Here is a 25,983-nt window from a genome sequence, read left to right on the forward strand (position 1 = left end):
CCATCTCGGACGGCTGTCCCAGACGGCAGAGATCGGAGCCCGAGTGACCCGCAAGCCTGCGAGCGTGCGCCGCCAGGACCTCGTCGAGGCGGGGCTGCGCGTCATCGCGCGAGAGGGGATGCACGGCGCCACCGTGCGCGCGATCGTCGCGGAGGCGGGCGTGCCGCTCGCGACGTTCCACTACATCTTCGCCTCGCGCGACGAGATGATCGGCGCCGCGTACGCCTACATCTCGGAGGTGCCGGGGACGGGCGCCGCGCTCCCCGAGGACGCGTCGGTCGAGGACGTCGTGCGCGCGTCGTTCCTGCGCTGGTTCGAGCGCTTCCTCGAGCACCCCGAGTACGAGCTCGCGATCATGGAGATCATGGCGTACTGCAGCCGCACGCCGTCGCTCGCGCACCTCCCCGGCAAGGTGCAGGAGCACTACCTCGAGGCGCTCGGCGAGCTCCTCGACCACGTCCGGGAGCAGCTCGGCGTCACGGCTCCCGCGATCCCGACGCGCGAGGTCGCGACGCTCGTGCTGCACGCGACGGATGGCCTCACCTACGCGTGGCTGCGCACGCGCGACAGCGAGGCATCACGGCGCTGGATCGAGGCCGTCGTCCCCATGCTCGCCGCGGCGCTCGGGGACGAGCGGTGAGCGAGCTGCGGCTCGCCGAGGCCCGACCCTGGGCCGCGGAGGGCCACTGGTCGCGCATGGACGCCGCGACCGCCCACCTCGACGGCCCCTTCGCGGCCCTCTCGCTCGACGCCCTCGCGCGCAACGCGAGCGACATGGTGCGGCGAGCAGGCGGCACCCCGCTGCGCATCGCGACGAAGTCGGTGCGCAGCCGCGCTGTGATCGAGGCGGTGCTCGCGACCCCCGGCTGGCACGGCGTGCTGTCGGCGACCCTGCCGGAGGCGCTGTGGCTCGCGGGTTCGATCGACGACGTCGTGGTGGGCTACCCGACGACCGACCGCGACGGACTCCGGGCGCTCGCGCGCGACGAGCGGGCGCTCGAGCGCGTGACGCTCATGGTCGACAGCGTCGACCACCTCGACCTCATCGACCGCGTCGTCCCCGGCCACCCCGAGCTGCGCATCGCGATCGAGCTCGACGCGTCGCTGCGCCTCGGGCTCATCTACGCGGGCGTGCGGCGGTCCCCGCAGCGCACTCCCGCCCAGCTCCTCGACCTCGCGCGCGCCGTCGTCGACCGGCCGGGCTTCCGGCTCGTCGGGATCATGGCGTACGAGGCGCAGATCTCCGGCGTGCAGAACACCGTGCCGCGGGGGCTCGTGCCGCCCGCCGCCCTGCGGCTCATGCAGCGGCTCTCGGCGCGCGAGCTGCTCGAGCGGCGCGGCGCGGCCGTCGCGGCCGTGCGCGAGATCGCCGAGCTCGAGTTCGTCAACGGCGGCGGCACGGGATCGATCGACACGACGGCGAACGAGACGGCGGTCACCGAGATCGCTGCGGGCAGCGGGCTCTTCGGCGCCCACCTCTTCGACGGCTACCGCGCCTTCACCGTCGCGCCCGCGCTCGCCTTCGCCCTGCCCGTCGTGCGACGGCCAGGGCCCGGCTGGGTGACGCTCCTCGGCGGCGGCTGGGTCGCCTCGGGGCCGGCCGGGCACGACAAGGAGCCCATCGCGGCCTGGCCGGAGGGGCTGCGCCTCGACCGCGAGGAGGGCGTCGGCGAGATCCACACGCCCGTCCACGGCCGCGCCGCCGACGGCCTCGCGATCGGCGACCGGGTCTGGATGCGGCACGCGAAGGCGGGCGAGCTGTGCGAGCGCACCGACGAGCTGCACGTCGTCGCGGGCGCTGAGGTCGTCGCCAGCGTGCCCACGTATCGTGGCGAGGGCAGGAAGCTGCTCTGAGCTGGGAGGCCGTGCGTGACGTGGAGGAACTGGGGCCGCTCGCAGCGGGCTGAGCCGAGCGAGGTGCACGTCGCGGAGGGGATCGACGACGTGCGCCGGGCGCTCGAGCGGGTCCGCGAGCGCGGGGGCACGGTCCGGCCCGTCGGGAGCGGCCACTCCTTCTCCGCCGTCGCTCGCCCCGACGACGCCCACGTGCGCATCGACGGGCTCCGCGGCCTCGAGTCGGTCGACGTCGAGGCTCGCCAGGCGACCGTGCTCGCCGGCACGACCGTGCGCGAGCTCTCGGCGCTGCTCGCCGAGCACGGCCTCGCGCTCGACTGCCTCGGTGACATCGACGCGCAGACGATCGCGGGCGCGATCTCGACCGGCACGCACGGCACCGGCCTCCGTCACCGCTCGATCGGCGCATCCGTGGTCGCCGCGACGCTCGTGACCGCCGATGGCGAGCTGCTGCGCGTGAGCGAGACGGAGCGCCCCGAGCTGCTGCCGGCCGTGCGGCTCGGCCTCGGCGTGCTCGGCGTGCTCGTCGACGTGACGGTGCAGGCTGTGCCGGCGTTCGCGCTCGAGGCGATCGAGTCGACCGTGCGGCTCGACGTCGTGCTCGACGAGTGGATGCACCTCAACGAGCGCACCGACCACTTCGAGCTCTACTGGTTCGCGGCGACGCGCCTCGCGGCGACGAAGTCGAACACGCGCGTCGCCGGCCCCCTCGCTCCGCGCCCGACGGTGGCGCGGTTCCTCGACGAGCGCGTGCTGACCGACTACGGGCACCGCGCGCTGCTCTCGATCGGCCACGCGGTGCCGGGTGCCGCGCCGGCGCTCAACGAGCTCGCCGCGCGCCTCATGCCGCGCGGCCGCTTCGTCGAGCCGAGCCACGACGTCTTCACGTCGCCCCGCCGCGTGCGATTCCGCGAGCTCGAGTACGGGGTGCCGGTCGAGGCGGTGCCCGACGCGCTGCGCGAGATCGACCGGGCGCTGCGCCGCGTCGACCTCGTGCCGACGTTCCCGTTCGAGGTGCGTGCCATCGCCGCGGACGATGCCCACCTGTCGACCGCGAACGGCAGGGCGACGGGCTACATCGCGGCGCACCGCTGGTGGCGCGAGGACCCGCGCCCGCTCTTCGACCTCGTCGAGCCCATCCTGCTCGCGCACGACGGGCGCCCCCACTGGGGCAAGCTCCACTCGCTGCGGGCGCCGCAGCTCGCCGAGCGCGTGCCGGGCTTCGCGGCGTTCCTCGCCGCGCGCGACGAGCTCGACCCCGAGCGGCTCTTCTCGAGCGCCTGGACGCGCCGCGTCCTCGGCGACTGACGCGCTTAAGGTGGATCGCATGGATCCCCAGCTCATCACCTGGATCGTCATCGGCGCGCTCGCCGTCCTCGCCGTCATCGCGATCGCCTGGATCGTCTCGGCCTCGGTCTCGATGCGCCGGCTCGGCGCGAGCGTCGACGAGCGCTGGGCGGCGCTCGCCGAGACGCTCGAGCGACGCCGCTCGGTCGCCGCGCCACTGCTCGAGGTGGCGAGCGAGCCGCAGCGAGCACAGGTGACGGATGCCTTCGCGGCGCTCGAGCGCGCGAGCGGGCCGGGGGAGAAGGCGGCCGCCGAGGCGGAGCTGCAGCGGTCGCTGCGCCCGCTCGTGCAAGCGGCGGCGTCGCAGCCGGTCGGTTCCACGGCCGCGGAGGCGCGCACGGCGCTCGCGGCGCTCGACGACGACGCGCAAGCGCGGCGGCGCGACTACAACACCGGTGCGCGCGAGCTCAACGCGAAGGCCCGTCGGTTCCCGACGTCGCTGTTCGCGGGCTCGGCGGGCGGCCGGCGCGACTTCTTCGAGGTCGACCAGTCCGGCGCGGTCGCGGAGCCGCCCCGCATCCAGTTCTGACGGCTCACACCGCCGCGGCCACCTCCCGAGCCCACGTCCCCGCGCCCGCGACCTCGACGCGCTCGAGCCCCTGCCACGCCGCCGCCTCCCGCAGCGACGGCGCGACGCGCTCCGCGAGCTCTCCCGCTCGCTCGGCGTGGGCCGGCTCGACGTGCGCGTGCTGCACGCGCAGCACGCCCGCCTTGCGGTCGCTCTTGAGGTCGACGCGGCCCACGAGGTGGTCGTCGACGAGCACGGGCAGCACGTAGTAGCCGTGCTCGCGCTGCGCCGCCGGGGTGTAGATCGAGATGCGGTAGGCGAAGCCGAAGAGCCGCTCCGCCCGCGGCCGGTGCCAGACGAGCGGGTCGAACGGCGACAGGAGCGCCGTCGACCGCACGGCGCGCGGGCTCCGAGCGCCGACGCTGCGGTAGGCGGGGCGACCCCAGCCCTCGACCTCGACCGGCTCGAGCGCGCCCGCGTCGACGAGCGCGGCGATCGCGACCTTCGTGTCGGCGATCGGGAGCCGGTGGTAGTCGGCGAGGTCGTCGACGGTCGCGATGCCGAGCGCGATCGCCGCTCGGCCGACGAGCGTGCGGTGGGCGTCGACGGCGCCGAGCTCCGCGCGCGCAGCCTCCGGGAGCACCGCGTCGGCGACGGCGTACCGGCGCTCGAAGCGCGAGCGGCCGACGGTGACGAGCTCGCCCCGACGGAACAGGATCGCGGTCGCCCAGTACGCATCCGACTTGTTCCACCACCCGCCGGGCAGCCGCTCGTGCGCGGGGTGCTCCATCTCGCTCGGCCGCATCGGTCCGCGCTCGGCGAACTCGGCGCGGACGTCGTCGATGAGGGTCGCGTGCTCAGCGGCCCACGCGTCGGTGCTGCCGCGCATCGGCTCGCGCCGCTTCCACGCCCACAGCGGCCAGTCGGCGACCGGGATGACCGCCGCCTCGTGCGCGGCGTACTCGGTGTAGGCGCCGAGCGAGCGCCCGTGGTCGTGGTGGAGGAGGCGGTCGAGCGCCGGTCGATCGTAGGGGCCGAGACGGGCGAGCAGCGGCAGGTAGTGGCTGCGCTCGAAGACGTTGACGGAGTCGAGCTGCAGCAGGCCGAGCCGCCCGATCGCGCGCTCGAGCGTGCGAGGGCCGACGCGGCCCCGTTCGCCGGGCACCGCGCCGTCGAGCCCGCTCGCGGCGACCGCGATGCGCCGCGCCTGCGCGGCGGAGATCCTCGTCGAGCGCGTCATGCGAGGCAACCTAGCAAGGGCCGCCGACGCATGCCGGTCGCGTGAGGCTCCCCGACCGTAGGATCGACCAATGATCTTCGGACGCGCGCGCGAGGCGCAGCCCCAGCCGATCGTGACACCCGCGCCGCTGGGGGTGCCGAACGGGATGCGCATCGCGGGCAGCTGGGCGTGGCGCGTCGTCGCGATCGCCGCCGCGACGGCGATCGTGCTGTGGCTCGTCGTCGTGTTCCGCATCGTCGTCATCCCGCTCGTGATCGCGGCGCTCCTCACGACCGCGCTCATGCCGATCGTCGACCGGCTGCACCGCGCGCGCTGGCCGAGGGGGCTCGCGGTCGCGGTCACGATCGTGGCCCTGCTCGTCGCCGTGACGGGCCTCGGCTGGCTCGCGGTGTCGCAGATCCGCGGCGAGTACCCCGAGCTGCAGGAGAAGGCCGTCGACTTCTGGGCCGACACGCAGGACTGGCTGCTCTCGCTCCCGTTCGGCATCACGCAGCAGGACCTCGCCGAGTTCGGCACGAACATCCTCGGCACGCTGCGCGAGGACCTCTCGTCGATCCTCTCGCAAGCGGTCTCGGTCGGCTCGACGGTCGGGCAGGTGCTCGCGGGCGCCATCCTGACGATCTTCGCGCTCATCTTCACGCTCAAGGACGGCCGGCCGATCTGGCGCTGGATCATCGGCGTGCTGCCGCGCGCCGCTCGCCCGGCGACCGACGGCGCCGGCCACGCGGGCTGGGTCACGCTCGGCAACTTCGTGCGCGTGCAGGTGCTCGTCGCGTTCATCGACGCGATCGGCATCGGCCTCGGCGCGTGGATCCTCGGCCTCTTCTTCGGCGGCATGCCGCTCGTCCTGCCGATCGCGATCCTCGTGTTCCTCGGCTCCTTCATCCCGATCATCGGCGCGGTCGTCACCGGCGCGATCGCCGTGCTCGTCGTGCTCATCTCGTTCGGCATCTGGCCGGCGGTGATCATGCTAGGCATCGTGCTGCTCGTGCAGCAGATCGAGGGCAACGTGCTGCAGCCGATCGTGATGGGCACGGCCGTCAAGGTGCACCCGCTCGCCGTCGTGCTCGCGGTCGCCGCCGGCTCGACGATCGCGGGCATCGCGGGCGCCTTCTTCGCGGTGCCGGTCGTCGCCTTCCTCAACGTCTTCATCGCCACGATCGCCTCGGGCTCGTGGCGCACGAACCCCCGCCCGAGCGTCGAGGACGTCGTCGATGAGCGGCGCTGAGCCGGCGCTCGCGCTCGCCGACTTCGAGGCGGCCCGCGAGCGGCTCGTCGGCATCGCGCAGGAGACGCCGATGGAGCGCTCCCGCTACCTGAGCGGCATGCACGGCGCCGAGGTCTTCCTCAAGTGCGAGAACCTGCAGCGCACGGGCGCGTACAAGATCCGCGGCGCCTACAACATGCTCGCGAAGCTGCCGCCCGAGGCGCGCGAGCCCGGCGTCGTCGCCGCCTCGGCCGGCAACCACGCGCAGGGCGTCGCCTTCGCCGCGACCGCGCTCGGCATGCCCGCGACGATCTTCATGCCGGTCGGGGTCGCGCTGCCGAAGCTGCAGGCGACGCGCGACTACGGCGCGGCCGTCGAGCTGCGCGGCCTCGACTTCCAGACCGCGCTCGCCGCGGCGCTCGAGCACGTCGAGCGCACGGGCGCGACCTTCGTGCCGCCCTACGACCACCGCGACGTCATCGAGGGGCAGGGCACGGTCGGTCTCGAGATCCTCGACCAGGTGCCGGATGCGTCCACGGTCGTCGTGCCGATCGGCGGCGGCGGGCTCGCGGCCGGGGTGGCGTCCGCCATCCGGCTGCGCGCGGCGGCCCAGGGCCGCGAGGTCCGCATCGTCGGCGTGCAGGCGGAGCGCGCGGCGAGCTACGTGCCGTCGCTCGCGGCGGGGGAGCCGACGACGATCGACGCGCTCCCGACGATCGCCGACGGCATCGCGGTCGCGCGGCCCGGCGCGCTGCCCTTCGCGATCATCCGCGATGCGGTCGACGAGGTCGTGACCGTGAGCGACGACGACATCGCCCGCGCGATGATCATGCTGCTCGAGCGGGCGAAGCTCGTCGTCGAGCCCTCCGGGGCGGTCGCGACGGCGGCGATCATGACGGGGCTCGTCGCCTCCGACGGTCCCACGGTCGCGGTGCTCTCGGGCGGCAACATCGACCCGCTGTTCATGGAGCGGGTGATCTCGCGCGGCCTCGCCGCGTCGCAGCGCTACCTCAAGGTGCGCATCGCGCTGCCCGACCGACCCGGCCAGCTCGCGATCATCGCGCAGATCGTCTCGGACGAGCAGGCGAACGTCGTCGAGGTGCTGCACTCGCAGCACAACGCCTGGACCTCGATCAGCGACGTGTCGATCGACATCTCGGTCACCACGCGCGGACCGGAGCACGCCGATCGCGTGCTCGAGGCGCTCCGGCGCGCGGGCTACGAGCCGCAGGTGCTCTGAGCCGCGCCGCCATGCGAGAGAGGCGCAGTCCCCGCGGGGGCTGCGCCTCTCTGCTCGAGCAGGTGCGGGTCTAGCCGCGGTAGGTCTGGACGTCCTTGATCTCGACCTCGATCGTCGCGCCCGTGGGCGTCTCGTAGCTCGCGCTCTCGCCGATGCGCTTGCCGATGATCGCGCGCCCGAGCGGGCTCGCCTCGCTGTAGACGTCGAGGTCGTCGCCGGCCTCGGCGATCTCGCGGTTGCCCACGAGGAAGGTCGCCTCGTCGCCCGCGATCGTCGCGGTCACGACGGTGCCGGGCTCGACGACGCCGTCGGCCTCGGGCGCCTCGCCGACCTTCGCGGTGCGGAGCAGCTGCACGACCTGCGCGATCCGGGCCTCGACCTGCGCCTGGTCGTCCTTCGCGGCGTGGTAGCCGCCGTTCTCCTTCAGGTCGCCCTCGTCGCGAGCCTCTTCGATGCGCTTGGCGATCTCGGCGCGCACGGGGCCCTGGAGGTGCTCGAGCTCAGCCTGCAGGCGGTCGTACGCCTCCTGCGAGAGCCAGGTCTCCGTGGTGCCGTTCATGTCGTCTCCTGATATGCACAGAACCGGCCCCGAGTGGGCCGGTCCGTCAGTCAGTCTATGACAGCCAGCACTGGGAGACCAATCCCGTGGTGGGACGCTCGGTCGTGCGCACCTCGAGCACGTGGGTGGAGGTGCGGGCCTCGACGGCCGGCAGGTCGGCCTCCCGCCAGCCGACGATCGTGTAGGAGCTGTTGAGCGCCTCGACCGCGCACGTCACCGGGGTGCCGGGGTCGACCGTCACCTCGAAGATCACCTCGATCGTCGAGTCGTCGGCGATCTCGAAGCCGATGTCGCGCGTCTGCAGGGCGGTCCGGGAGGGATCGGTGCCGACCCACCACACCCACAGCGTCGCCGTGACCAGCACCGCGAACCCCGCCGCGACGCCGAGCAGCCGCTCGCGGCGCGACCAGGCGCGCGTGCGCCCGTAGCGCGCTTCGAGATGGGTCATCGGAGCCTGTCGTGGGAGGATGGACGGTGGATCCAGCCTACTCGCCGCGCCGATCGGCGCCGCAGGGCTGCGGGAAGGGAGAGGCCGTGCGACGGCTGCTCGCGGTGCACGCGCACCCTGACGACGAGTCGAGCAAGGGCGCGGCCACGCTCGCCCGCTACGCGGCGGAGGGCGCCGAGGTCACGGTCGTCTCCTGCACCGGCGGCGAGAGCGGCAGCGTGCTCAACGAGCGCTTCGAGGACCGCGCCCGCGCCGCTCGCGACATGGCGGGCCTGCGCCGGCTCGAGATGCGCGCGGCACAGGAGGCGCTCGGCGTCGACCACGCGTGGCTCGGCTACGTCGACTCCGGGCTGCCCGACGAGGGGGAGCCGCTGCGCGCGCTCTCGTTCGCCACCATTCCGGTCGAGGTCTCCGGTCGCCCGCTCGTGCGGCTCATCCGCCGCCTCAAGCCCCAGGTCGTCGTGACCTACGACGAGACGGGCGGCTACCCGCACCCCGACCACATCCGCTGCCACGAGGTGACGATGTGGGCGGTCGAGCACGCGGCCGAGGGGCTGCCCGAGCTCGGCGAGCCGTGGGAGGTGCAGAAGGTCTACTTCGACCGCTCGATGACGGGCGTGCGCCTGCAGGCGCTGCTCGCGGCGCTCGAGGCAGCGACGCCCGACGATGAGCGGCTGCCGATGGTGCGCGAGTGGGCGGCGCGGCTCGCGGAGCGCCCCGCGACGATGACGACCCGCGTGCATGTCGGCGATCACTTCGAGGCGCGCGACACGGCCCTCCGCGCCCACGCGAGCCAGGTCGATCCCGAGTCGCGCTTCTTCTTCTGGCCCAACGAGCTGCTGCGCTCGACGTGGCCGACCGACGACTACCAGCTGGTGCGATCGCGCATCGCCGCGGCGGACGATGAGGACGACCTGTTCGCGGGCGTCGAGGAGGACTGATGCTGCTGCGCACGCCCGACGAGCTCGGCTTCGACCCCAACCAGGTGACGCCGGGCTGGATCGGCTTCACCGCGACCGCCCTCGTCGGTGCCGTCATCATCCTGCTGCTGTTCGACTTCAACCGCCGCGTGCGCCGCATCAACAACCGCGCCGAGGCGAAGGAGCGCATCGAGGCGGAGCTCGCGGCCCGCGACGCCGCGCTCGAGGGCGCCGAGCCTCCGCTCGACGAGCGAGCGGGAGGCGACGCCGAGCAGGACCGCGCCGCCGACGTCGGCCCGCCGCAGGGGGACTCCGGCCGCACGGGCGCCTGACGCGCATCAGAGGACGTTCACGGACGTCGCGCGCCACTTGCCGTCGAGCCCCTCGAGCCGGATCGCGACGGCGCGCGTGCGCCCGGCCGAGCGCACCACGGCGGCGCCCTCGACCACGCCGTCGGCAGGATGGCACGCGCGCACGCTGCTGACCTCGAACCCCGGCACGGTGCGGGTGAGCTGTCGGCCGCGCCGGCGGCGCGCGGCGAGCGCCCGCTCGGTGAGCTGGTCGTAGGTCGACTCGGTCACCCAGCGCGCGATCTGCTGCACGTCGCGCACCCCGAGCAGGATCTCGATCACGCGTGCGGTGAGGTTCTCGAGCAGCGGCACGGGGTCGGGGAGCTCTGCCGACGAGCAGGGCTGGAAGTCGAAGAACTCCTCCGCGTCGACCGATGTCATCCGTCGTCTGTGGGTCTCCACGCGCCGCCCCCTCGCATCCGCCGTGCCCCCGCGGCGGCCCGAGAAGGCACCGTCGTGGGGGCGAACATAGTCGTAACGGTGTTCTGCGCGTGATGGGCAGTTCTGCCCTGTGGAGAACCCGGTGGGCGCGAGAGGCCGCCGCGGTTAGATTCGCCCGCGTGCGGTTCGAGGACCTCTTCGACGATCTCGAGAGCCAGCTCGAGGCCGAGCTGGGCGCCGAGCGGCGCGATCTCGAGGCCGAGGAGGAGCGCTTCCGCATCGGCCGGCTAGAGCTGCGCGACCGCATCGCGGCGGCGCCGCGCACGCTCGACCTCGCCCTTCGCGCGGGCGGACGGCTGCGGCTGCGGCGCATGGCGCTCGGCCGCGACTGGCTCAACGGCATCGTGCTCGAGGGCGCGCCGGCAGAGAGCGGTGCGATCGTGCCGCTGCACGCGATCGTCGGCGTCGAGCTCGATCACGACGGCGCTGTGGCATCCGCTCGAGCGGTGCGAGAGCCCGGCGACCTGCAGGCGCGGCTGAGCTTCGGCTTCGCGCTGCGCGACCTCGCTCGGCGGCGCGCGACCGTCATCCTCGAGGGCCGAGCGCCGATCGCGGGGACGATCGACCGCGTCGGTCGCGACCACCTCGACCTCGCGGTGCACGAGCCGGGGGAGCGCCCGCGCCGCTCGAGCGTGCGCGCGTGGCGGCTCGTGCCCTTCTCGGCCATCGACTGGGTGCGGCTGCCCTGACCCCGCCTAGTGCTGGCCGAAGAGGTCGGCGACGCTCGCCGACTGCGCCTGCCGCCACAGGCCTCGGCGTCGCTCGAGCTCGAGCTCCCGGTCGATCCACGCCTGCACCTCGTCGTCGGCGATGCGCCACGCGCCGCGCACGCGCACCCCGACGAGGTCGCCGGCCTCGAGCAGCTCGACGACCGCGGTCGGCGAGGTGCCGAGCACCTCGGCGACATCGGCGACGGCGAGGAATCGCCGCGGTGGCATCGACATGGCCCCATTGTGGGCCAGTCCCGGTGGGAGTGCCCCGAGCCTGTGGAGAACTTCAGCGAAGCCGTGCGCGGCTCTGCGACGCTCGAACGATCCGGGAGGGGAGGACGCCGTGGCCGCTCGCCGCACGTGGATGGACCCGAGGCTCGTGATCGGCGTCGCCCTCGTGCTCGCCTCGCTCGCGGGCGTCTGGCTCGTGGTGCAGCAGTCGTCGAGCAGCGACCGCGCGTGGGCGGCGACGCGCACGCTCCTGCCGGGCGACACCATCGCGGCGGGCGACGTCGCGCCGGTCGACGTGCGGCTGCCGCAGTCGCAGGAGCGCTACCTCGACGCGAGCGCCTCGCCGATCGGGATGGTGGTCGCCTCGACGATCGGCGAGGGCGAGGTGCTCCCGGTGCGCGCCGTCGGCGGGGCGGCGTCCGCGTCGCGCTCGGCCGTCGTGATCGAGCTCGACGGCGCGCTCCCGACCGCCGTGCGCGCCGGTGCGCTCGTCGACGTGTGGACGGCCGCGCCGAGTGACGACGGCTTCGAGGCGCCCGGGGTGCTCGTCGACGAGGCGATCGTCGTCGGGCTCGTCGAGGACGACGGCATCCTGGCATCGGCGGCGGCGCAGCTCGAGCTGCTCGTGCCGACCGATGCCACGGCCGCGCTGCTCGAGGCGATCGCCGACGAGCACGCGCTCAGCGTCGTGCCGCTCGCGCAGCCGGTCGAGGCGGCGCCGTGAGCGTGCTCGCCGTCTCCGCGCCGCTCGAGCGGGAGGATGCGATCGTGCGCGAGGCCGCGCGGCACGGGCACCGCGTCGCGATCCGCGCCGCGACGGCCGCCGATCTCATCGACCGGCTCGCCGCGAGGTCGAGCGACGCCGCGCCGGCGCTCGACCTCGTGCTCGTCGTCGCCGACGAGCACCACGCGAGTCGGGCGCTCGTCGACGCGTGCGACGCCCGCGGCCTCCGACTCGTGGCGCTCGCCGACGATGCCGCCGAGCGCGCGAGGGCGCGCACGCTCGGGCTCGAGGCCGTCGCGTGGGCCGACGGGTTCGCGGCGATCGAGGCCGCGGCGGCACCCGCGGCCGCGGGGCTGCCCTCGCGCTCGCGACCCCGCAGGAGGGTCATCACCGTGTGGGGGCCTGCGGGAGCACCGGGTCGCACGACGACGGCGATCGCGCTCGCCGCGGAGCTCGCGCTGCTCGGCGGCTCGACCGCGCTCGTCGACGCCGACACGACGAGCGCCTCGATCGCGCCCGCGCTCGGCCTGCTCGACGAGTCGCCCGGCTTCGCGGCGGCCGCGAGGCTCGCCCGCGCGGGGAGCCTGACGGTCGACGAGCTCGACCGCATCGCGCAGCAGGTGCCCACGATGGGCGGCGTGCTGCGCGTGCTCACCGGCATCGGCCGCGCGAGCCGCTGGCCCGAGCTCGGCGCCGACCGCGTCGCTGAGGTGCTCGAGCGCTGCCGTGACTGGGCCGACGCGACGGTCGTCGACGTCGCGTCGAGCCTCGAGCAGGACGAGGAGATCTCGAGCGACATGTTCGCGCCGCGCCGGCACGCCGCGACGCTCGCGGCGCTCGAGGCGGCCGACGAGGTCGTGGTCGTCGCGAGTGGCGACGCCGTGGGCGTCGCGCGGCTCGTGCGGGCCCTGCCGGAGCTGCGGGCGATCGCTCCGAGCGCGCGCACGCGCGTCGTCGTCAACAAGCTGCGCCCGTCGGCGGTCGGCGTCGCGCCCGAGCGCGCCGTGCAGGAGACGCTGCGGCGGCTCGCGCAGGTGAGCCCCGCCGCGTGCTGGCCGTTCGATGGCCGGGCGGCCGACGCGGCGCTGCTCGAGGGACGACCGCTCGTCGACGTCGCGGGCCGCTCGCGGCTCCGGCGGCGCGTGCAGGAGCTCGCGCTCGCGCTCCAGCCGCGGGAGGCGCAGCCGAGCCGAGCGTCGCTGCGCGCGGCCGAGCGGCCGCGGCGCGCGTGGAGGGCCGCGCTACGCTGATCGGGTGACGAGCCTCACGTCGATCGCCCAGCGCTACGGGACCGTCGATGACGACGATCTGCGCTGGCTGCACCGGCTCGTCTCCGACTTCCAGCTGCTCGCCGACCTCGCCATCGGCGACATCGTGCTGTGGCTGCCGACCGGCGACGACGACGGCTTCATCGCCGCGCAGCACGCCCGCCCCGCAGGTGCCGCGACGCTCTTCTACCGCGACATCGTCGGTCAGCCGGTGCGGAACGCCTGGCGCGAGCAGGTCTCGCGCGCGTTCGCCGAGGGCGTCGCGCTCACGGGCGACTCGCCCGTGTGGGGGGCGGAGGGCGACGCGAAGGTGCGTGCGATCCCGGTGCGACGGCGCGAGGCGGAGCCCTCGACCCGAGTGGTCGAGCGGCCGATCGCCGTCATCACGCGGCACTCGAACTACGCCGACACGCGCAGCGCCGGTCGGCTCGAGCGCACCTTCAAGGAGTGCGCCGACGAGCTCTTCCGCATGATCGCGGGCGCCGACTTCCCCGACCAGGCCGCGCCCACCGAGCCCAGGCGCGGTGCCGTGCGCGCATCCGACGGGCTCATGCGGCTCGATCAGGCGGGCGTCGTGACGTTCGCGAGCCCGAACGCCCTCTCGGCGTTCACGCGGCTCGGCTTCGATGGCGAGCTCGAGGGCGAGTCGCTCGCCGAGATCACGACCGAGCTGCTCGACGACTCGCACGAGGTCGACGAGGCGCTGCCGCTCGTGGTCACCGGCCGCGCGCCGTGGCGCACCGACATCGAGACGCGACATGTGACGCTCTCGCTGCGCGCCGTGCCGCTGCGCGCGGGCGCCGAGCGGCTCGGGGCGATCGTGCTCGTGCGCGACGTGACCGACCTCCGGGTGCAGGAGCAGACGCTCATCACCAAGGACGCGACGATCCGCGAGATCCACCACCGGGTGAAGAACAACCTGCAGACCGTCGCCGCGCTGCTGCGCATCCAGTCGCGCCGCACGAAGAGCGACGAGGCGCGCACGTCGCTGCAGGATGCCGAGCGGCGCGTCTCGTCGATCGCGGTCGTGCACGACACCCTGTCGGAGGGGCTGAGCCAATCGGTCGACTTCGACGCCGTCTTCGATCGCGCCATGAAGCTCACGAGCGAGCTCGCGTCGCTGCACGCGGCCCGGGTGCGCACCGAGCGCATCGGCTCGTTCGGCGTGCTGCCGAGCGGCTACGCGACGCCGCTCGCGCTCGCGCTCACGGAGCTCGTGACGAACGCCGTCGAGCACGGCCTCTCCGGCAAGCAGGACGGCCTCGTGCGGATCACCGCGCGGCGCGAGGCCGGCTGGCTCACGGTGCAGGTGTGCGACAACGGCGTAGGGCTGCCCGCTGGCCGCGTCGGCTCCGGGCTCGGCACGCAGATCGTGAAGACGCTCGTCACGGGCGAGCTCTCCGGCACGATCGACTGGGGAGCCCGCGCGGTCGAGGGCACCGAGGTGACGGTGCGGGTGCCGCTCGCCTACATCCGCGAGCCCGACGAGGACTGAGCCCGACGCATCCGCCCACGAAGAAGCGGGGCCGCCCTCAGGCGACCCCGCTCTCGATGCTGCTGCTGAGCGTCAGCCGGCGCGACGGGCGCGCGCGGCGCGGCGCTTGAGCGCGCGGCGCTCGTCCTCGGAGAGGCCGCCCCACACGCCGGAGTCCTGGCTCGTCTCGAGCGCGTACTGCAGGCACATCTCGGTGACCGGGCACGTCGCGCACACGGCCTTCGCCTTCTCGATCTGCTCGAGCGCGGGGCCGGTGTTGCCCACCGGGAAGAACAGCTCGGGGTCTACCGTCAGGCAGGCAGCGTCATCACGCCAGTCCATACATGTGCTCCTTGTACATTGGAGGGGGAGAGCGCGCTCGCGGAACAGCCGCAGCGCAGAAGTCTTTGGGCGCTGCAGCACTGCCGCCCGACGTTCCATGCTTCCACAGGCACTCCGGAGAGGCAAGGGTTTTCTGCTGTGAGCGATGACGCGAGGGCGCGCCCGAGGACCGCGACGACGGTCGGGATCCTGCTGCTCCTGGAGGGTCTCGGCATGATCGCGGTGGCCGTGTGGCTCACGTTCGGAGCGCTCGGGAGCGCGGCCGAGCACATCGCCGGCGGGCTGTTCCTCGCGGTGCTCGCGGCGGGTGCCGCGCTCTTCCTCGCGCTCGCCGGCAAGGCGATGCTCGACGGCCGCGCGTGGTCGCGAGCGGCCGCCGTCGTGTGGTCGGTGCTGCAGCTCGGCGTCGCCCTCGGCACGTTCGACGGCGGCGAGGGTCCCGTGTGGCTCGCGCTCATCCTCGCGGGCCTCTCGGCCGCGATCTTCATCCCCGTGCTGCGGCGCAGCGTGACGGAGTGGCTGCGCCGCGAGGAGTGAGCCGGCGGCTCAGCCGCGGAAGGCGAGCCGCTTGTCGAGCATGTCGAGGTGGCCCTTCGCCTTGGTGTTGTAGAAGGCGTGCGTGATGACGCCCTCCTCGTCGAGCACGAAGGTCGAGCGGCGCACGCCCTCGACGATGCGGCCGTAGCTGTTCTTCTCGCCGAACGTGCCCCACGCGCGGTGCACCTCGAGGCTCTCATCGCTCAGCAGCGGGAACGTGATCCCGTCCTTGTCGCGGGCCCGCGCCAGCTTCTCGACCGGGTCCTTCGAGATGCCGACGACCGCGTAGCCGTGCTCGCCGAGGTCGGGAAGCGCGTCGCGGAAGTCGCACGCCTGCTGCTTGCACGCGACGGTGAGCGCCTCGGGGTAGAAGTAGACGATCACCTTCTGGCCGCGGAGGTCGGCGAGCGAGACGCTCGAGCCGTCCTGGTCGGGGAGCGTGAAGTCGGGTGCGGGCATGCCGGGAGCGAGGTGGGTCATCCCCTCCATCCAAGCAGAGCGGATGCGTCGGCCCGGCCCGGCGAAGACGGCAGGGTCGAGGTGCGCCCGCCGACTGTGCTATCGTTGTTCCTCGGTCGAGAGACCATGCACCTCTAGCTCAATTGGCAGAGCAGTTGACTCTTAATCAATTGGTTCCGGGTTCGAGTCCCGGGGGGTGTACAGCGAGAGGGCCCGGCGTGATGCCGGGCCCTTCGTCATGCGGCGAGCGCTACTGCCGGTACGACGCGAGGAAGTTGCCGATCCGCTCGACCGCGGTCTCGAGGTCGCGCTTCCACGGCAGCGTCACGATCCGGAAGTGGTCGGGCGCGGGCCAGTTGAAGCCCGTGCCGTGCGTCACGAGGATCTTCTCCTGCCGCAGCAGGTCGAGCGCGAGGCGCGCGTCGTCGTGGATCTCGTGCACCTCGGGGTCGAGCCGCGGGAACGCGTAGAGCGCGCCCTTCGGGTTCACGACGCTCACCCCGGGGATCGCGTTCAGGCCCTGCACCGCGGCGTCGCGCTGCTCGAGCAGACGCCCGCCGGGCAGGATGAGGTCTTCGATCGACTGGTGGCCGCCGAGCGCCACCTGGATGCCGTACTGCGCCGGCACGTTGGGGCACAGCCGCGTCGAGGCGAGCAGCGTGAGCCCCTCGAGGAAGCCCCGCGCGTGGTCCTTCGGGCCCGTGATCGCGAGCCACGCGGCGCGGAAGCCCGCTGCGCGGTAGGTCTTCGACAAGCCGTTGTAGGTGAGCGTCAGCAGGTCGGGCGCGAGCGTCGCGATCGAGACGTGCTCGGCGTCGTCGTAGAGGATCCGGTCGTAGATCTCGTCGGCGAGGATGAGCAGCGAGTGGCGCCGCGCGAGGTCGACGATGCCCTGCAGCACCTCGCGCGAATAGACCGCGCCCGTCGGGTTGTTGGGGTTGATGACGACGATCGCCTTCGTGCGCGGCGTGATCTTGGCCTCGACGTCCTCGAGGTCCGGCGCCCAGCCCGCCGACTCATCCGTCAGGTAGTGGATGGGCGTGCCGCCGCCGAGCGACGTCATCGCCGTCCAGAGCGGATAGTCGGGCGCCGGGATGAGCACCTCGTCGCCCGCGTCGAGCAGCGCCTGCATCGTCATCGTGATGAGCTCCGAGACGCCGTTGCCGAGGTAGACGTCGTCGACCGTGAGCTGCGGGAAGCCCGGCACGTCCTCGTAGCGCGCGACGACCGCACGGCGCGCGGGCAGCACGCCCTTCGAGTCGGAGTAGCCCTGCGCGGCGTGCAGGTTGGCGATCATGTCCTGCACGATCGTGTCGGGGGTCTCGAAGCCGAAGGGCGCGGGGTTGCCGATGTTGAGCTTCAGGATGCGGTGGCCCTCTGCCTCGAGCCGCGCCGCCTCGGCGGCCACCGGGCCGCGGATCTCGTAGAGCACGTGCTTGAGCTTCGACGACTGGTCGAGCGACTTGAGAGCCATTGCCCCATGCTAGGCGCGCGCCCGTGCCGCAACCGTCAGCCCGGCAGCTGCAGCAGCCCTCCCGGCGAGCGGGTCGTCGCGGCCGCGACCGCCATCGCGCGCTCGAGCGGACCGACCCAGCCGCCCCCGTGCTCGCGGGCGACGACGGATGCGGTGAGGGACGCGAGCACGCTGTCACCGGCCCCGATCGTGTCGACGATGGGCGCCGCGAGCGCGGGCACCGCCGCGTCGACCGCGCCGTCGGCGGTGAGGATGGTCGCGCCGCGGGGGCCGCGCGTGACGGCGACCGCCCGGGCGCCGCCCGCGATGAGCCGCGCGGCCGTGTCGTCGGCGTCCTCGCCGTAGACGAGCTCGGCGTCCTCGTCGGAGAGCTTCACGAGCAGCGCTCGGGCCGCGAGCGCGTCGAGGCCCGCGGCGAAGCGCTCGACGGCACCAGCCGCGCGCAAGTAGGCCGGTCGCGCGTTCGGGTCGATCAGCAGCCGCTCGCGGGAGCGGTCGAGCTCGAGGAGCGGCGCGATCTGCCGCTCATGTTCGAGCGCGAGGCACGAGACGACCACGAGCGGCGCCTCCTCGAGCACGTGCTCGAGTCCGCCGAGCTCGACGAAGCGTCCGACGCCCGCGGCGTTGAACTCGTAGCGCATCGTGTCGCCCTCGCGCACGGCGGTCGCGACCGCGGTGCCAAGCGGCGCGGCGGTCGCGACGAGCTCGACGCCGTGGCGCTCGCAGTGCTCGCGCAGCACGCTGCCCGGCTCGTCGTCGCCGACCATCGCGACGAGGCGCGCCGGCACGCCGAGCCGGGTCAGGCCGACCGCGACGTTGAGCGCGGCGCCGCCGGGATGGGCTGCCCCGTCGATCGCGTCGACGAGCGCATCGCCGATGACGACGACCGGTGCGGTCATCGGTGCTCCGGGCATCCGCTCAGCGGCGCTTCTTGGCGGCCTTCTCGAGCTCGCGCTCGAGCTCCTGCTGGCGCGTGCCCTCGTCGCGCTGGTTCACCGCGCCGATCGCGAGCGCGACGCCGATGCCCCAGCTGACCCACAGCAGGGCGAGCCGCCAGTCGCGCGGCCCCTTCTGGGTCGCCTTCGCGACACCGATGCCGCTGGCCACCGACGACAGCACGCCGGCGTTGAACAGGTACTTGCGCATCCCGCCTCCTCGTCGGGCCAAACCTAGCGCGCGTGCGTGCACGGATGCCTGGAGCACCCTCGCGAGCGCTCTCCACAGGTGCTCCTCGCGCCCGCTCGCGTGTGGGTGGTGCCGAGGAGAATCGGGGCATGACGACGAGGCCGGGTGACGGGGCGGAGGCGCTGGAGGCGCCCCCGCTCGAGCCGCGCTCGGCTGCCGAGATCGCGGCGGATGCGGAGCTCGATGCATTCTGGCTCGAGCTGTCGGCGCAGGTCGCGGCGATGTCGGCGGAGCAGGTGACGGCTGCGGCCGAGCACGGCGCGCCGATCCCGCCGCTGCCGCGCCCGCCGGAGTCGGCGGCCGAGCGGCGCTCGCGGCTCGACGCGGAGTTCGTGGAGCGGTTCGCGGCGCTCGAGGCCGAGACGTCGCGCATCGAGGGCGAGCGGCGGGCGCTCATGGCCGAGCACCTGCAGCGGATGATCGACCAGCGCGGCGACACGGGCGCGATGCTGCGCGAGCTCGCGTCGTGCGCGGCGGTCGAGGTCGGGCTCGCGTCGACGACGGTCGAGCGGCGCATGAGCGACGCGTGGGCGATCATCACGACGCTGCCGGCCGCGCACGAGGCGGCGGCCGAGGGCAGGATCACCGTCAGCCACCTGCGCGTGATCGAGGCGGAGACGCGGCCGCTGCGCGAGGACGAGCAGCTTGACGCCGCTGATCGTGAGCGCGTCGTGGCGGCGCTCGTCGATACGGCGGAGCGCTCGAGCGTGAGCCGGCTGCGATCGCGCGCGAAGCAGCTCGTCAACGACGCGCTCTCGACGCCGCTGCAGGTCCGGCACGATGCGGCGCGGCAGCGGCGGCGGGTGGAGGTGTCGGATGCGGGTGATGGGATGGCGCACCTGTACGCGTTCCTGCCTGCGCTGGAGGCGTACGCGGTGCACGATCGGCTGACGCAGGCGGCGCGCGGGAAGCCGAAGGAGGATCCTCGCTCGTTCGACCAGTTCCGGGCGGATGCGTTCCAGGAGCTGCTGCTGTCGGGTGTGGTGCCGGAGGACCCGCACGGCACGTCCGGCATCCGGGTCAAGCCGATGATCGCGATCCCCGCGGGCGGGCTGTGCTTCGACGGCACGGCGGCGGAGGCCGAGGCGGCCGGGCACCGGTTCCCGGCGATGCTCGACGGGAAGGTGATCGTCGATCTTGACACGGCGCGCCGGCTGGCGGGGGAGGCGTCCACGTGGCTGCGGCTGTTCACGCATCCGGTGACGGGCGTCGCGGTCACGGTCGACTCGTACACGCCGACCGCGGCGCAGCGGCACGCGCTGCTCGGCCGCGACGTGCGCTGCCGAGCACCCGGCTGCGACCGGCCGGCCCGCCGGGCCGATCTCGACCACACGCGGCCGTGGTCACAGGGCGGCGAGACGAGCCTGTCGAACCTCGCCCACATCTGCCGCCGCGACCACTGCCTCAAGCACGACTCGCGCTGGGCCGTCGAGCAGCTGCCCGGTGGCGTGCTGCGCTGGACCTCACCGCTCGGCCAGGTGATCGACGACCTGCCGGAGCCGGCCGGGCCGGTCTTCACCGACATGTCCCGCACGAGGCCGAGGCCGCCGAAGCGCACGGGCGCGCAGCGGCGAGCCGACCAGCGGGCAGCGCTCGAGCGGCTCGGCCGCTGGGATGATCCGACGACCTGGACCGCGCCCGATCCCGCGGTGCTGCGCGAGTGGCACGGGGCCCCGCTCGAACCAGCCGCGCACGGCGATCCGAACGCTCCGCCGCCGCCGTTCTGATCGGCCCGCGACATGCGCCGCATCGTGCGACTGACCGATCGGTCGAACTCTGACCGATCGGTCAGTACGATGGTCGATCGTGACCACTCGCGACACGATCCTGCAGGCGGCGCTCGAGCGCTTCGCCCGCACCGGGTACCTCGGCAGCTCGATCCAGCAGATCGCCGACGACGTCGGCACCTCGAAGTCGTCGGTGCTGTACCACTTCGAGTCCAAGGAAGCGCTCCTCGAAGCCGCGATGCAGCCCGCGATCGACGCGATGTCGGCGCTCGTCGCCGCGCTCCCGCGCGCAGGCGCCGACAAGCTCGAGGCGGTGTCGGCGCTCGCGACCGGCTTCGTCGACGTCCTCATGGCGCACAGCGCCGCCGTCTCCGTCTTCGTCACCCAGCGCGGCGCGCTCCGCGACGTGCCGGTCATCGGCCGCGCGAACGCGCTCGTCGACGCTATCGCGAGCACCCTCGTGCAGGAGGCGCCGAGCGCGCGCGTGCTCACGCGCGTCTCGATCGGGCTCGCGGGCGTCGCCTTCATCCTCGGCGACGCGCTCGACGACGACCGCGAGCACGTCGACCCCGCCGAGATGCGCGAGATCTTCATCGACACGCTCCTCGAGCTGTGCCTGACACAGCCCGAGTCCCTCGAGAGCGCCCGCTGATGGCGACGTGGCTCTCCCGCATCGGCGCCGGATCGATGCGCCGCGCCCGCCTCGTCATCGTCGCGTGGCTCCTCGCCGTCGCCGCGGTGCTCGGCGGCGCCTTCGCCCTCGGCCCCGACATGCAGGAATCGTTCGACATCCCGGGCACCGAGTCGCAAGAGGCCCTCGACCGCCTCGGCAGCGTCTTCCCGCAAGTCGCGGGTGCCGCGGTGCAGGTCGTCTACGAGGCGCCCGAGGGCGACTCGATCGAGCAGCACCGCGACGCGATCGAGCGGCAGGTCGACGAGATCACCGCGATCGACGGCATCGCGACCGCCGTCGCGCCGTGGGACGAGTTCGCCGCCGACCAGATCTCCGACGACGGCCGCATCGCCTACGCGCAGGTGCAGTTCGAGCCGCGCGAGACGGGCGGCACGCCCGCGGGCCTCGACGAGCTCGTGGCGACGGCCGATGCGCCGCGCGAGACGGGCCTCGCCGTCGAGTTCGGCGGGCAGGTCTTCCAAGCCTCGAGCGTGCCCATCTCCTGGGTCGAGGGCGTCGGCGTGCTCTTCGCCGGGATCGTGCTGTTCGTCACCTTCTGGTCGCTGCTGACCGCGGGGCTGCCGCTCATCACCGCGCTCGTCGGCGTCGGCATCACGATGGGCGGGGTGCTGGGCGCCTCGGCGCTCGTGACGGTCTCGAACTCCGCGCCGCTCATGGCGCTCATGATCGGCCTCGCCGTCGGCATCGACTACGCGCTCTTCATCCTCTCGAAGCACCGCTCGCAGCTCGCGCGCGGCATGGGCGTGATCGAGTCGGGCTCGCTCGCGGTCGGCACCGCCGGCACCGCCGTGCTCTTCGCGGGCCTCACGGTCGTCGTCGCCCTCGCGGGACTCCTGATCGTCGGCATCCCCTTCCTCTCGATCATGGGCATCGGTGCCGCGATCTCGGTCATGATCGCCGTCGCGGCCGCCGTGACGCTCCTGCCGGCGATCATGGCGCTCCTCGGCGAGCGGCTGCGCCCGAAGCCCGGCAGCCGCGCCGCGCGGCTCGCCGAGCGCGACGTCGACGAGCGGCCGACGCTCGGCATGCGCTGGGTCACGGGCATCACGAAGCGCCCGTGGCTCGCCGTCGTCGGCGTGCTCGCCGTCATGGGCGTCGCCGCCATCCCCGCCGCGAGCCTCGAGCTCGCGCTCCCCGACAACGGCCGCGAGGCGCAGGGCTCGACCCAGCGCATCGCCTACGACACCCTCCAGGAGGGCTTCGGCGAGGGCGTGACCGGCCCGCTCGTGGTGATGGCCGACATCACCCAGGTCACCGACGTGCTGCCCGTGCTCGAGGCGCTCGCCGACGACCTCGCAGAGATCCCGGGCGTCGAGCGCATCGGCAGCGCCTTCCCCGACGAGACCGTCGACACGGCGATCGTGCAGGTGATCGCCGAGACCGGCCCCGCCGACCCGGCGACCGCCGACGTCGTGCGCGCGATCCGCGACGCCGCGCCCGCGCTCGAGGAGGAGCACGGCACCGCCATCGCCGTCACGGGCGCGACGGCCGTGCAGATCGACGTCTCGCAGCGCCTGCAGGACGCGCTCCTGCCGTTCGGCATCGTCGTCGTCTCGCTCGCGATCGTGCTGCTCATGCTCGTGTTCCGCTCGATCCTCGTGCCCGTCACCGCCGCGCTCGGCTTCATCGGCTCGGTGCTCGCGGCCTTCGGCGTCGTGGTCGCGGTCATGCAGTGGGGCTGGGGCATCGAGCTCCTGCACGCCGAGCCCGGGCCGATCCTCTCGTTCATGCCCGTGCTGCTCATGGCGGTGCTCTTCGGGCTCGCGATGGACTACCAGATGTTCCTCGTCTCCGGCATGCGCGAGGCACACGCGCACGGCCACGACGCGGTCAGCGCCGTCCGCCACGGCTTCGCGGCGAACGCGCGCGTCGTCACCGCCGCCGCGCTCATCATGTTCTTCGTCTTCTTCGCCTTCGTCCCCGAGGGCATGGCGATGATCAAGGCGATCGCGCTCGGCCTCGCGGTCGGCGTCGCCGTCGACGCCTTCCTCGTGCGCATGACGCTCATCCCTGCGCTCATGACGCTCATGGGAGAGCGGGCGTGGTGGCTGCCGCGGTGGCTCGACCGCGCGATGCCCGAGATGGACGTCGAGGGCGAGACCCTCGGTCGGCACCGCGACGCACTCTCGTGGGCGGCGGATGCGGGCGGCCACCTCGCGCTCGAGCGCTTCCGTCCCGAGGTGGACTGGCGGCAGCCCGGCGACGCGTCGTGGACGCTCACCGCCCCGCGGGGCGCGGTCGTGCGCCTCGGCGGTGGCTTCGCCGACCGCCAGCGGCTCGCGCACGCCGTGATCGGCGACGTCGACGCAGCCGGTCGTGCGCAGCTCGGCGGCGCCGCGCTGCCCGGCGACGTCGCGACCCTCCGGAGCCGCGTCGCGATCGTCGACCTCGACGGCCACGTCGAGTCGGCGCACCAGGCGGCGCGTGCCGCGCTCGCGCTGCGGAGCCCCTTCGCGCCCGGCCCCGTGCTCGACCGCCGCGCCGACGCGCTCGTCGCCCGCGCCGGCGATGCGCTCGGCGCGCCCATCGACGCGGCCGCGCCGCTCTCGCGCCTCGCGCCGCTCGAGCGGGCCGCCGTGCTCATCGCGATCGCGGTGCTGCGCGCACCGAGCCTCGTCTGGATCGACGCCGCCGCGGGCGCCCCGACCGGCGCCGCTCGGCTCGCGGCGCGGCTCGCGGGCCCGGACGCCACGATCGTCACGAGCGAGGCTGCGCCCGAGGCGCACGGTCGCGCCGCGATCGACGCCGAGCCCGCCGACGCGGCCGAGGAGGACCGCCTCGCCGCCGAAGCCGCATCCGCCGCCGACGCCCAGCAGACCGACCCGCCCGCCGAGGCGCTCGCGACCACGGGAGCAGACCGATGACCAGCTCGCTCAAGAAGGCCGTCGCCCTCACGACGGCCGCCGTCACGCCCTTCGCCGTCGCCGCACTCGCGGCGTGGTCGATCGGGCCGGCGCTCGACGGCGACCGCGACGTGCCCGCCGCCGTCGTCAACAGCGATCGCATGCTCACGACGACCGCCGAGGACGGCACCGAGTCGGTCATGTTCGCCGGCCGGCAGGTCGTCACCGACCTCGTGGGCGACGAGGACGACGGCTTCGAGTTCCGCATCCTGAACGCGGAGGACGCTGCGGCCGCGCTCGCGGAGGGCGAGGTGCGCGCCGTCGTCACGATCCCCGCCGACTTCTCGGAGCGCGTGCTGAGCCTCCAGGGCGACGACCCGCAACAGGCCGGCATCGAGATCGTCACCGACGCCGCCTCGAGCGGGCTCGCGTCGAGCCTCGCGACCGAGACGGGGGAGTCGATCGTCGCCTCCTTCGGCGACGTCGTCACGACCGGCTTCATCTCGGGGCTCTACGGCGGCCTCGGCACGCTCGGCGAGCAGCTCGGCACCGCGGCCGACGGGGCGGATGCGCTCGGCGCGGGCGGCACGCAGCTCGAGTCGGGGCTCGGCGACCTCGCCGACGGCCTCGACCAGCTCGGCGCCGGGGCGGGCTCCGCCCAGGACGGCGCGAACCAGCTCGCCGACGGCGCGGGGCAGCTCGCGACCGGGCTCGGGGGCGCCGACGCCGGCATCGGCCAGCTCTCGAGCGGGGCGGCACAGCTGCGCGACGGACTCGACGCCTACACCGGCGGCGTCGACGCGCTCGCCGGCGGCGCGCGCTCGCTGAGCGACGGCGTCGACGCCTACACCGACGGCGCCGAGGCCTTCGCGCGAGGCGTGCAGCAAGCGGGGGACGAGCTGCGCACTGGCCTCGGCGGCGCCGCGGAAGCGGGTGGCATCGGCCAGCTCGAGGACGCGCTCGACGGCCAGGCGGCGCTCGCGGCATCGCTGCTCGCGGCGCTGGAGGCCGACCCCGCCACCGACCCCGCTGCGATCGTGCAAGCGCAGCAGCTCGCGGGCGCGCTCGCGCAGCTCTCGCAGCAGGACATCAGCGGTGCGCTCACCGCGGGCCTGCTCGCGGCGACCGCCGACCTCTCGGCGCTCGACACCGCAGCCGAGCAGCTCGTCGCGGGCGGTGCGCCGCTCCGCGACGGCGCCGCGCAGCTCGCCGACGGCGCGGCCCAAGCCTCGGCGGGGTCGCCCGCGCTCCGCTCGGGCGCCTCGCAGCTCGCGAGCGGGCTCGCGCAGCTCGACGGCGGCTTCGGCGCATCGGTTTCGGGCGCCTCGCAGCTCGCCGGCGGCGCCGACGAGCTCGCGGCCGGGCTCGGCGACCTCGGCTCGGGCGTCGGCCAGCTCGCCGCGGGTGCGCGCTCCGCGCAGTCCGGTGCCGGTGACCTCGGCGATGGCGCGCGCGAGCTCGGCGACGGGCTCCGCCAGGGCGTCGACGCCCTGCCGCAGCTGAGCGAGGGCGAGCTCGACGACCTCGCCGACGTGGCGACGAACCCCGTCGGCTTCGACCTCGAGGAGCGCCGCGCGCTCCCGAGCGGCGAGGCGCGCATCGGCGCGCTCGCCGTGCCCGTAGGCCTGTGGCTCGGCGCCCTCGCGCTCGTGCTCGTGCTCGCCCGCTCCGCTCGCCGGGTCGCGGCATCCGCCGAGACCGACGGCCGCGTGCTCGCCGCGCTGCTCGTGCGCTCCGCGTGGATCGTCGCCCTGCAAGCGGTGCTCGCGGCGCTCGTCGTGCACGCGATCGGCGGCGTCGCGTGGTCGGCGCTGCCCATCACGCTCACCGTCTCGCTGCTCTTCGGCGCGGTCGCGACGCTCGCGAACCTCGCGCTCACCGCGTGGCTCGGACCGGTCGGCGCGGTCGTCTCGCTCGTGCTGCTCGTGCTCCAGGCCGTCGCCGCGGGCGGCGTGCTGCCGCGCGACGTGCTCGGCTCGGCATTCGCGTCGATCGCGCCGGCGCTGCCGATGACGCACGCCGTCGACGCGCTCGTCGCGGCCGCGGCCGGCTCCGGGTGGTCGGGCGGATCGATCGGGATGCTCGTGCTCTTCGCCGCGATCGGGCTGCTCGCATCCCTGCTCGCCGTGCGGTCGATGCGCAGACGGGAGACCGCGGCGCGCATCCGGGCGCTCGATAGCCTGGCGCCCGCGACGGCATGA

The 25,983-nt window shown here is 74.0% G+C and carries 27 protein-coding genes and 1 tRNA gene; 18 read left to right on the plus strand and 10 right to left on the minus strand.

Translation table 11 applies throughout. The features are described 5' to 3' along the window. Positions 1–43: 43 nt before the first annotated feature. Genes JQT67_RS11245 through JQT67_RS11260 form a run of 4 tightly spaced genes read left to right on the plus strand, consistent with a single transcriptional unit; the run spans position 44 to position 3,730 of the window. Positions 44–640, plus strand: coding sequence for a TetR/AcrR family transcriptional regulator (locus JQT67_RS11245; protein ID WP_208064731.1), 597 nt, complete (start codon positions 44–46; stop codon positions 638–640). Continuing rightward, on the plus strand, positions 637–1,854 hold the full coding sequence (locus tag JQT67_RS11250) for an amino acid deaminase/aldolase (RefSeq protein ID WP_307864315.1): 1,218 nt from the start codon (positions 637–639) through the stop codon (positions 1,852–1,854). Before JQT67_RS11245 ends, JQT67_RS11250 begins: the two co-directional genes overlap by 4 nt. Before the next feature lie 15 nt (positions 1,855–1,869). Continuing rightward, positions 1,870–3,162 carry a D-arabinono-1,4-lactone oxidase gene (locus tag JQT67_RS11255; protein ID WP_208064732.1) on the plus strand — a complete coding sequence of 431 codons (1,293 nt, stop codon included), beginning with the start codon at positions 1,870–1,872 and terminating at the stop codon, positions 3,160–3,162. 19 nt (positions 3,163–3,181) lie between these two features. Next, positions 3,182–3,730 (plus strand): LemA family protein, encoded by a 549-nt coding sequence (locus JQT67_RS11260; RefSeq protein ID WP_021009999.1) that lies wholly within the window; start codon positions 3,182–3,184, stop codon positions 3,728–3,730. A gap of 4 nt (positions 3,731–3,734) precedes the next feature. On the opposite strand, the gene JQT67_RS11265 is transcribed toward JQT67_RS11260, so the two are convergent. Further along, entirely contained in the window at positions 3,735–4,949 is a 1,215-nt protein-coding gene (locus tag JQT67_RS11265) for a winged helix-turn-helix domain-containing protein (protein ID WP_208064733.1), read from the minus strand. 70 nt (positions 4,950–5,019) lie between these two features. Between JQT67_RS11265 and JQT67_RS11270 the strand changes: the two genes are divergently transcribed. After that, positions 5,020–6,177, plus strand: a complete 1,158-nt coding sequence (locus JQT67_RS11270; protein WP_243755935.1) for an AI-2E family transporter — start codon at positions 5,020–5,022, stop codon at positions 6,175–6,177. After that, positions 6,164–7,396: a threonine ammonia-lyase gene (gene ilvA, locus JQT67_RS11275; RefSeq protein WP_208064734.1), complete on the plus strand. Its 1,233-nt coding sequence runs from the start codon at positions 6,164–6,166 to the stop codon at positions 7,394–7,396. The genes JQT67_RS11270 and ilvA overlap by 14 nt, the downstream gene beginning before the upstream one ends. 70 nt (positions 7,397–7,466) lie before the next feature. On the opposite strand, the gene greA is transcribed toward ilvA, so the two are convergent. Continuing rightward, the gene (gene greA, locus JQT67_RS11280; protein ID WP_208064735.1) at positions 7,467–7,955 is read right to left on the minus strand and encodes a transcription elongation factor GreA; all 489 of its coding nucleotides are present in this window, start codon (positions 7,953–7,955) and stop codon (positions 7,467–7,469) included. A 55-nt stretch (positions 7,956–8,010) separates the two neighbouring features. Further along, positions 8,011–8,403: a DUF4307 domain-containing protein gene (locus JQT67_RS11285; RefSeq protein ID WP_208064736.1), complete on the minus strand. Its 393-nt coding sequence runs from the start codon at positions 8,401–8,403 to the stop codon at positions 8,011–8,013. 86 nt (positions 8,404–8,489) lie between these two features. Between JQT67_RS11285 and mca the strand changes: the two genes are divergently transcribed. Further along, positions 8,490–9,344 carry a mycothiol conjugate amidase Mca gene (mca, locus tag JQT67_RS11290; RefSeq protein ID WP_307864316.1) on the plus strand — a complete coding sequence of 285 codons (855 nt, stop codon included), beginning with the start codon at positions 8,490–8,492 and terminating at the stop codon, positions 9,342–9,344. Then, the gene (locus tag JQT67_RS11295; RefSeq protein WP_021010005.1) at positions 9,344–9,655 is read left to right on the plus strand and encodes a hypothetical protein; all 312 of its coding nucleotides are present in this window, start codon (positions 9,344–9,346) and stop codon (positions 9,653–9,655) included. The genes mca and JQT67_RS11295 overlap by 1 nt, the downstream gene beginning before the upstream one ends. Positions 9,656–9,661: 6 nt before the next feature. Here JQT67_RS11295 and JQT67_RS11300 read toward each other — a convergent pair whose 3' ends face one another. After that, positions 9,662–10,054: an Rv3235 family protein gene (locus tag JQT67_RS11300; protein ID WP_021010006.1), complete on the minus strand. Its 393-nt coding sequence runs from the start codon at positions 10,052–10,054 to the stop codon at positions 9,662–9,664. Positions 10,055–10,233: 179 nt separating this feature from the next. Between JQT67_RS11300 and JQT67_RS11305 the strand changes: the two genes are divergently transcribed. Next, positions 10,234–10,803: a hypothetical protein gene (locus JQT67_RS11305; RefSeq protein WP_208064737.1), complete on the plus strand. Its 570-nt coding sequence runs from the start codon at positions 10,234–10,236 to the stop codon at positions 10,801–10,803. 6 nt (positions 10,804–10,809) lie between these two features. Here the strand turns inward: JQT67_RS11305 and JQT67_RS11310 are convergent, their stop codons facing one another. Continuing rightward, positions 10,810–11,058 carry a helix-turn-helix domain-containing protein gene (locus JQT67_RS11310; RefSeq protein WP_208064738.1) on the minus strand — a complete coding sequence of 83 codons (249 nt, stop codon included), beginning with the start codon at positions 11,056–11,058 and terminating at the stop codon, positions 10,810–10,812. A gap of 109 nt (positions 11,059–11,167) precedes the next feature. Between JQT67_RS11310 and JQT67_RS11315 the strand changes: the two genes are divergently transcribed. Genes JQT67_RS11315 through JQT67_RS11320 form a run of 3 tightly spaced genes read left to right on the plus strand, consistent with a single transcriptional unit; the run spans position 11,168 to position 14,542 of the window. After that, positions 11,168–11,779: a membrane protein gene (locus tag JQT67_RS11315; protein WP_021010009.1), complete on the plus strand. Its 612-nt coding sequence runs from the start codon at positions 11,168–11,170 to the stop codon at positions 11,777–11,779. Continuing rightward, positions 11,776–13,029 (plus strand): regulator, encoded by a 1,254-nt coding sequence (locus JQT67_RS13560; protein ID WP_243755936.1) that lies wholly within the window; start codon positions 11,776–11,778, stop codon positions 13,027–13,029. The genes JQT67_RS11315 and JQT67_RS13560 overlap by 4 nt, the downstream gene beginning before the upstream one ends. 4 nt (positions 13,030–13,033) lie before the next feature. Further along, positions 13,034–14,542 (plus strand): sensor histidine kinase, encoded by a 1,509-nt coding sequence (locus tag JQT67_RS11320; protein ID WP_021010011.1) that lies wholly within the window; start codon positions 13,034–13,036, stop codon positions 14,540–14,542. A 72-nt stretch (positions 14,543–14,614) separates the two neighbouring features. Here JQT67_RS11320 and JQT67_RS11325 read toward each other — a convergent pair whose 3' ends face one another. Continuing rightward, on the minus strand, positions 14,615–14,863 hold the full coding sequence (locus tag JQT67_RS11325) for a WhiB family transcriptional regulator (RefSeq protein ID WP_021010012.1): 249 nt from the start codon (positions 14,861–14,863) through the stop codon (positions 14,615–14,617). Between the two features lie 138 nt (positions 14,864–15,001). Here JQT67_RS11325 and JQT67_RS11330 point away from each other — a divergent pair, with 138 nt between their 5' ends. Continuing rightward, positions 15,002–15,400: a hypothetical protein gene (locus tag JQT67_RS11330; protein WP_208064739.1), complete on the plus strand. Its 399-nt coding sequence runs from the start codon at positions 15,002–15,004 to the stop codon at positions 15,398–15,400. A gap of 9 nt (positions 15,401–15,409) precedes the next feature. On the opposite strand, the gene bcp is transcribed toward JQT67_RS11330, so the two are convergent. Then, positions 15,410–15,880, minus strand: coding sequence for a thioredoxin-dependent thiol peroxidase (gene bcp / locus JQT67_RS11335; protein ID WP_208064740.1), 471 nt, complete (start codon positions 15,878–15,880; stop codon positions 15,410–15,412). Between the two features lie 107 nt (positions 15,881–15,987). On the opposite strand from bcp, the gene JQT67_RS11340 reads away from it, so the two are divergent. Further along, a tRNA-Lys gene (locus JQT67_RS11340) sits at positions 15,988–16,060 on the plus strand. A gap of 49 nt (positions 16,061–16,109) precedes the next feature. Here JQT67_RS11340 and JQT67_RS11345 read toward each other — a convergent pair. The 3 genes from JQT67_RS11345 to JQT67_RS11355 are packed head-to-tail and all read right to left on the minus strand — an operon-like array spanning position 16,110 to position 18,479. Continuing rightward, complete coding sequence (locus JQT67_RS11345) at positions 16,110–17,333, minus strand: pyridoxal phosphate-dependent aminotransferase (protein WP_021010015.1); 1,224 nt, start codon at positions 17,331–17,333, stop codon at positions 16,110–16,112. Positions 17,334–17,368: 35 nt separating this feature from the next. After that, positions 17,369–18,232 carry a PfkB family carbohydrate kinase gene (locus JQT67_RS11350; protein ID WP_208064741.1) on the minus strand — a complete coding sequence of 288 codons (864 nt, stop codon included), beginning with the start codon at positions 18,230–18,232 and terminating at the stop codon, positions 17,369–17,371. A 19-nt stretch (positions 18,233–18,251) separates the two neighbouring features. After that, a complete protein-coding gene (locus JQT67_RS11355) occupies positions 18,252–18,479 on the minus strand; it encodes a hypothetical protein (protein WP_021010017.1) in 228 nt (75 codons plus the stop codon). Between the two features lie 128 nt (positions 18,480–18,607). Between JQT67_RS11355 and JQT67_RS11360 the strand changes: the two genes are divergently transcribed. The 4 genes from JQT67_RS11360 (at position 18,608) to JQT67_RS11375 (ending at position 25,983) form a co-directional block, all read left to right on the plus strand. Continuing rightward, complete coding sequence (locus JQT67_RS11360) at positions 18,608–20,245, plus strand: HNH endonuclease signature motif containing protein (protein WP_208064742.1); 1,638 nt, start codon at positions 18,608–18,610, stop codon at positions 20,243–20,245. Positions 20,246–20,324: 79 nt separating this feature from the next. Continuing rightward, the gene (locus JQT67_RS11365) at positions 20,325–20,897 is read left to right on the plus strand and encodes a TetR/AcrR family transcriptional regulator (protein ID WP_208064743.1); all 573 of its coding nucleotides are present in this window, start codon (positions 20,325–20,327) and stop codon (positions 20,895–20,897) included. Further along, positions 20,897–23,803: an MMPL family transporter gene (locus JQT67_RS11370; protein WP_208064744.1), complete on the plus strand. Its 2,907-nt coding sequence runs from the start codon at positions 20,897–20,899 to the stop codon at positions 23,801–23,803. The genes JQT67_RS11365 and JQT67_RS11370 overlap by 1 nt, the downstream gene beginning before the upstream one ends. Further along, positions 23,800–25,983, plus strand: a complete 2,184-nt coding sequence (locus JQT67_RS11375; RefSeq protein ID WP_208064745.1) for a hypothetical protein — start codon at positions 23,800–23,802, stop codon at positions 25,981–25,983. Before JQT67_RS11370 ends, JQT67_RS11375 begins: the two co-directional genes overlap by 4 nt.

This window comes from Agrococcus sp. TF02-05 (assembly GCF_017565345.1).
In the GTDB taxonomy this organism is placed as follows: domain Bacteria; phylum Actinomycetota; class Actinomycetes; order Actinomycetales; family Microbacteriaceae; genus Agrococcus; species Agrococcus pavilionensis.

What these genes read in the sequence shown, in the direction of transcription:
- JQT67_RS11260 (WP_021009999.1), top strand. Translation starts at nt 3,182, where the DNA reads ATGGATCCCCAGCTCATCACCTGGATCGTCATCGGCGCGCTCGCCGTC.
- JQT67_RS11265 (WP_208064733.1), bottom strand. Translation starts at nt 4,949, where the DNA reads ATGACGCGCTCGACGAGGATCTCCGCCGCGCAGGCGCGGCGCATCGCG.
- JQT67_RS11270 (WP_243755935.1), top strand. Translation starts at nt 5,020, where the DNA reads ATGATCTTCGGACGCGCGCGCGAGGCGCAGCCCCAGCCGATCGTGACA.
- ilvA (WP_208064734.1), top strand. Translation starts at nt 6,164, where the DNA reads ATGAGCGGCGCTGAGCCGGCGCTCGCGCTCGCCGACTTCGAGGCGGCC.
- greA (WP_208064735.1), bottom strand. Translation starts at nt 7,955, where the DNA reads ATGAACGGCACCACGGAGACCTGGCTCTCGCAGGAGGCGTACGACCGC.
- JQT67_RS11285 (WP_208064736.1), bottom strand. Translation starts at nt 8,403, where the DNA reads ATGACCCATCTCGAAGCGCGCTACGGGCGCACGCGCGCCTGGTCGCGC.
- JQT67_RS11295 (WP_021010005.1), top strand. Translation starts at nt 9,344, where the DNA reads ATGCTGCTGCGCACGCCCGACGAGCTCGGCTTCGACCCCAACCAGGTG.
- JQT67_RS11300 (WP_021010006.1), bottom strand. Translation starts at nt 10,054, where the DNA reads ATGACATCGGTCGACGCGGAGGAGTTCTTCGACTTCCAGCCCTGCTCG.
- JQT67_RS11310 (WP_208064738.1), bottom strand. Translation starts at nt 11,058, where the DNA reads ATGTCGATGCCACCGCGGCGATTCCTCGCCGTCGCCGATGTCGCCGAG.
- JQT67_RS11325 (WP_021010012.1), bottom strand. Translation starts at nt 14,863, where the DNA reads ATGGACTGGCGTGATGACGCTGCCTGCCTGACGGTAGACCCCGAGCTG.
- bcp (WP_208064740.1), bottom strand. Translation starts at nt 15,880, where the DNA reads ATGACCCACCTCGCTCCCGGCATGCCCGCACCCGACTTCACGCTCCCC.
- JQT67_RS11345 (WP_021010015.1), bottom strand. Translation starts at nt 17,333, where the DNA reads ATGGCTCTCAAGTCGCTCGACCAGTCGTCGAAGCTCAAGCACGTGCTC.
- JQT67_RS11350 (WP_208064741.1), bottom strand. Translation starts at nt 18,232, where the DNA reads ATGACCGCACCGGTCGTCGTCATCGGCGATGCGCTCGTCGACGCGATC.
- JQT67_RS11355 (WP_021010017.1), bottom strand. Translation starts at nt 18,479, where the DNA reads ATGCGCAAGTACCTGTTCAACGCCGGCGTGCTGTCGTCGGTGGCCAGC.
- JQT67_RS11360 (WP_208064742.1), top strand. Translation starts at nt 18,608, where the DNA reads ATGACGACGAGGCCGGGTGACGGGGCGGAGGCGCTGGAGGCGCCCCCG.
- JQT67_RS11370 (WP_208064744.1), top strand. Translation starts at nt 20,897, where the DNA reads ATGGCGACGTGGCTCTCCCGCATCGGCGCCGGATCGATGCGCCGCGCC.
- JQT67_RS11375 (WP_208064745.1), top strand. Translation starts at nt 23,800, where the DNA reads ATGACCAGCTCGCTCAAGAAGGCCGTCGCCCTCACGACGGCCGCCGTC.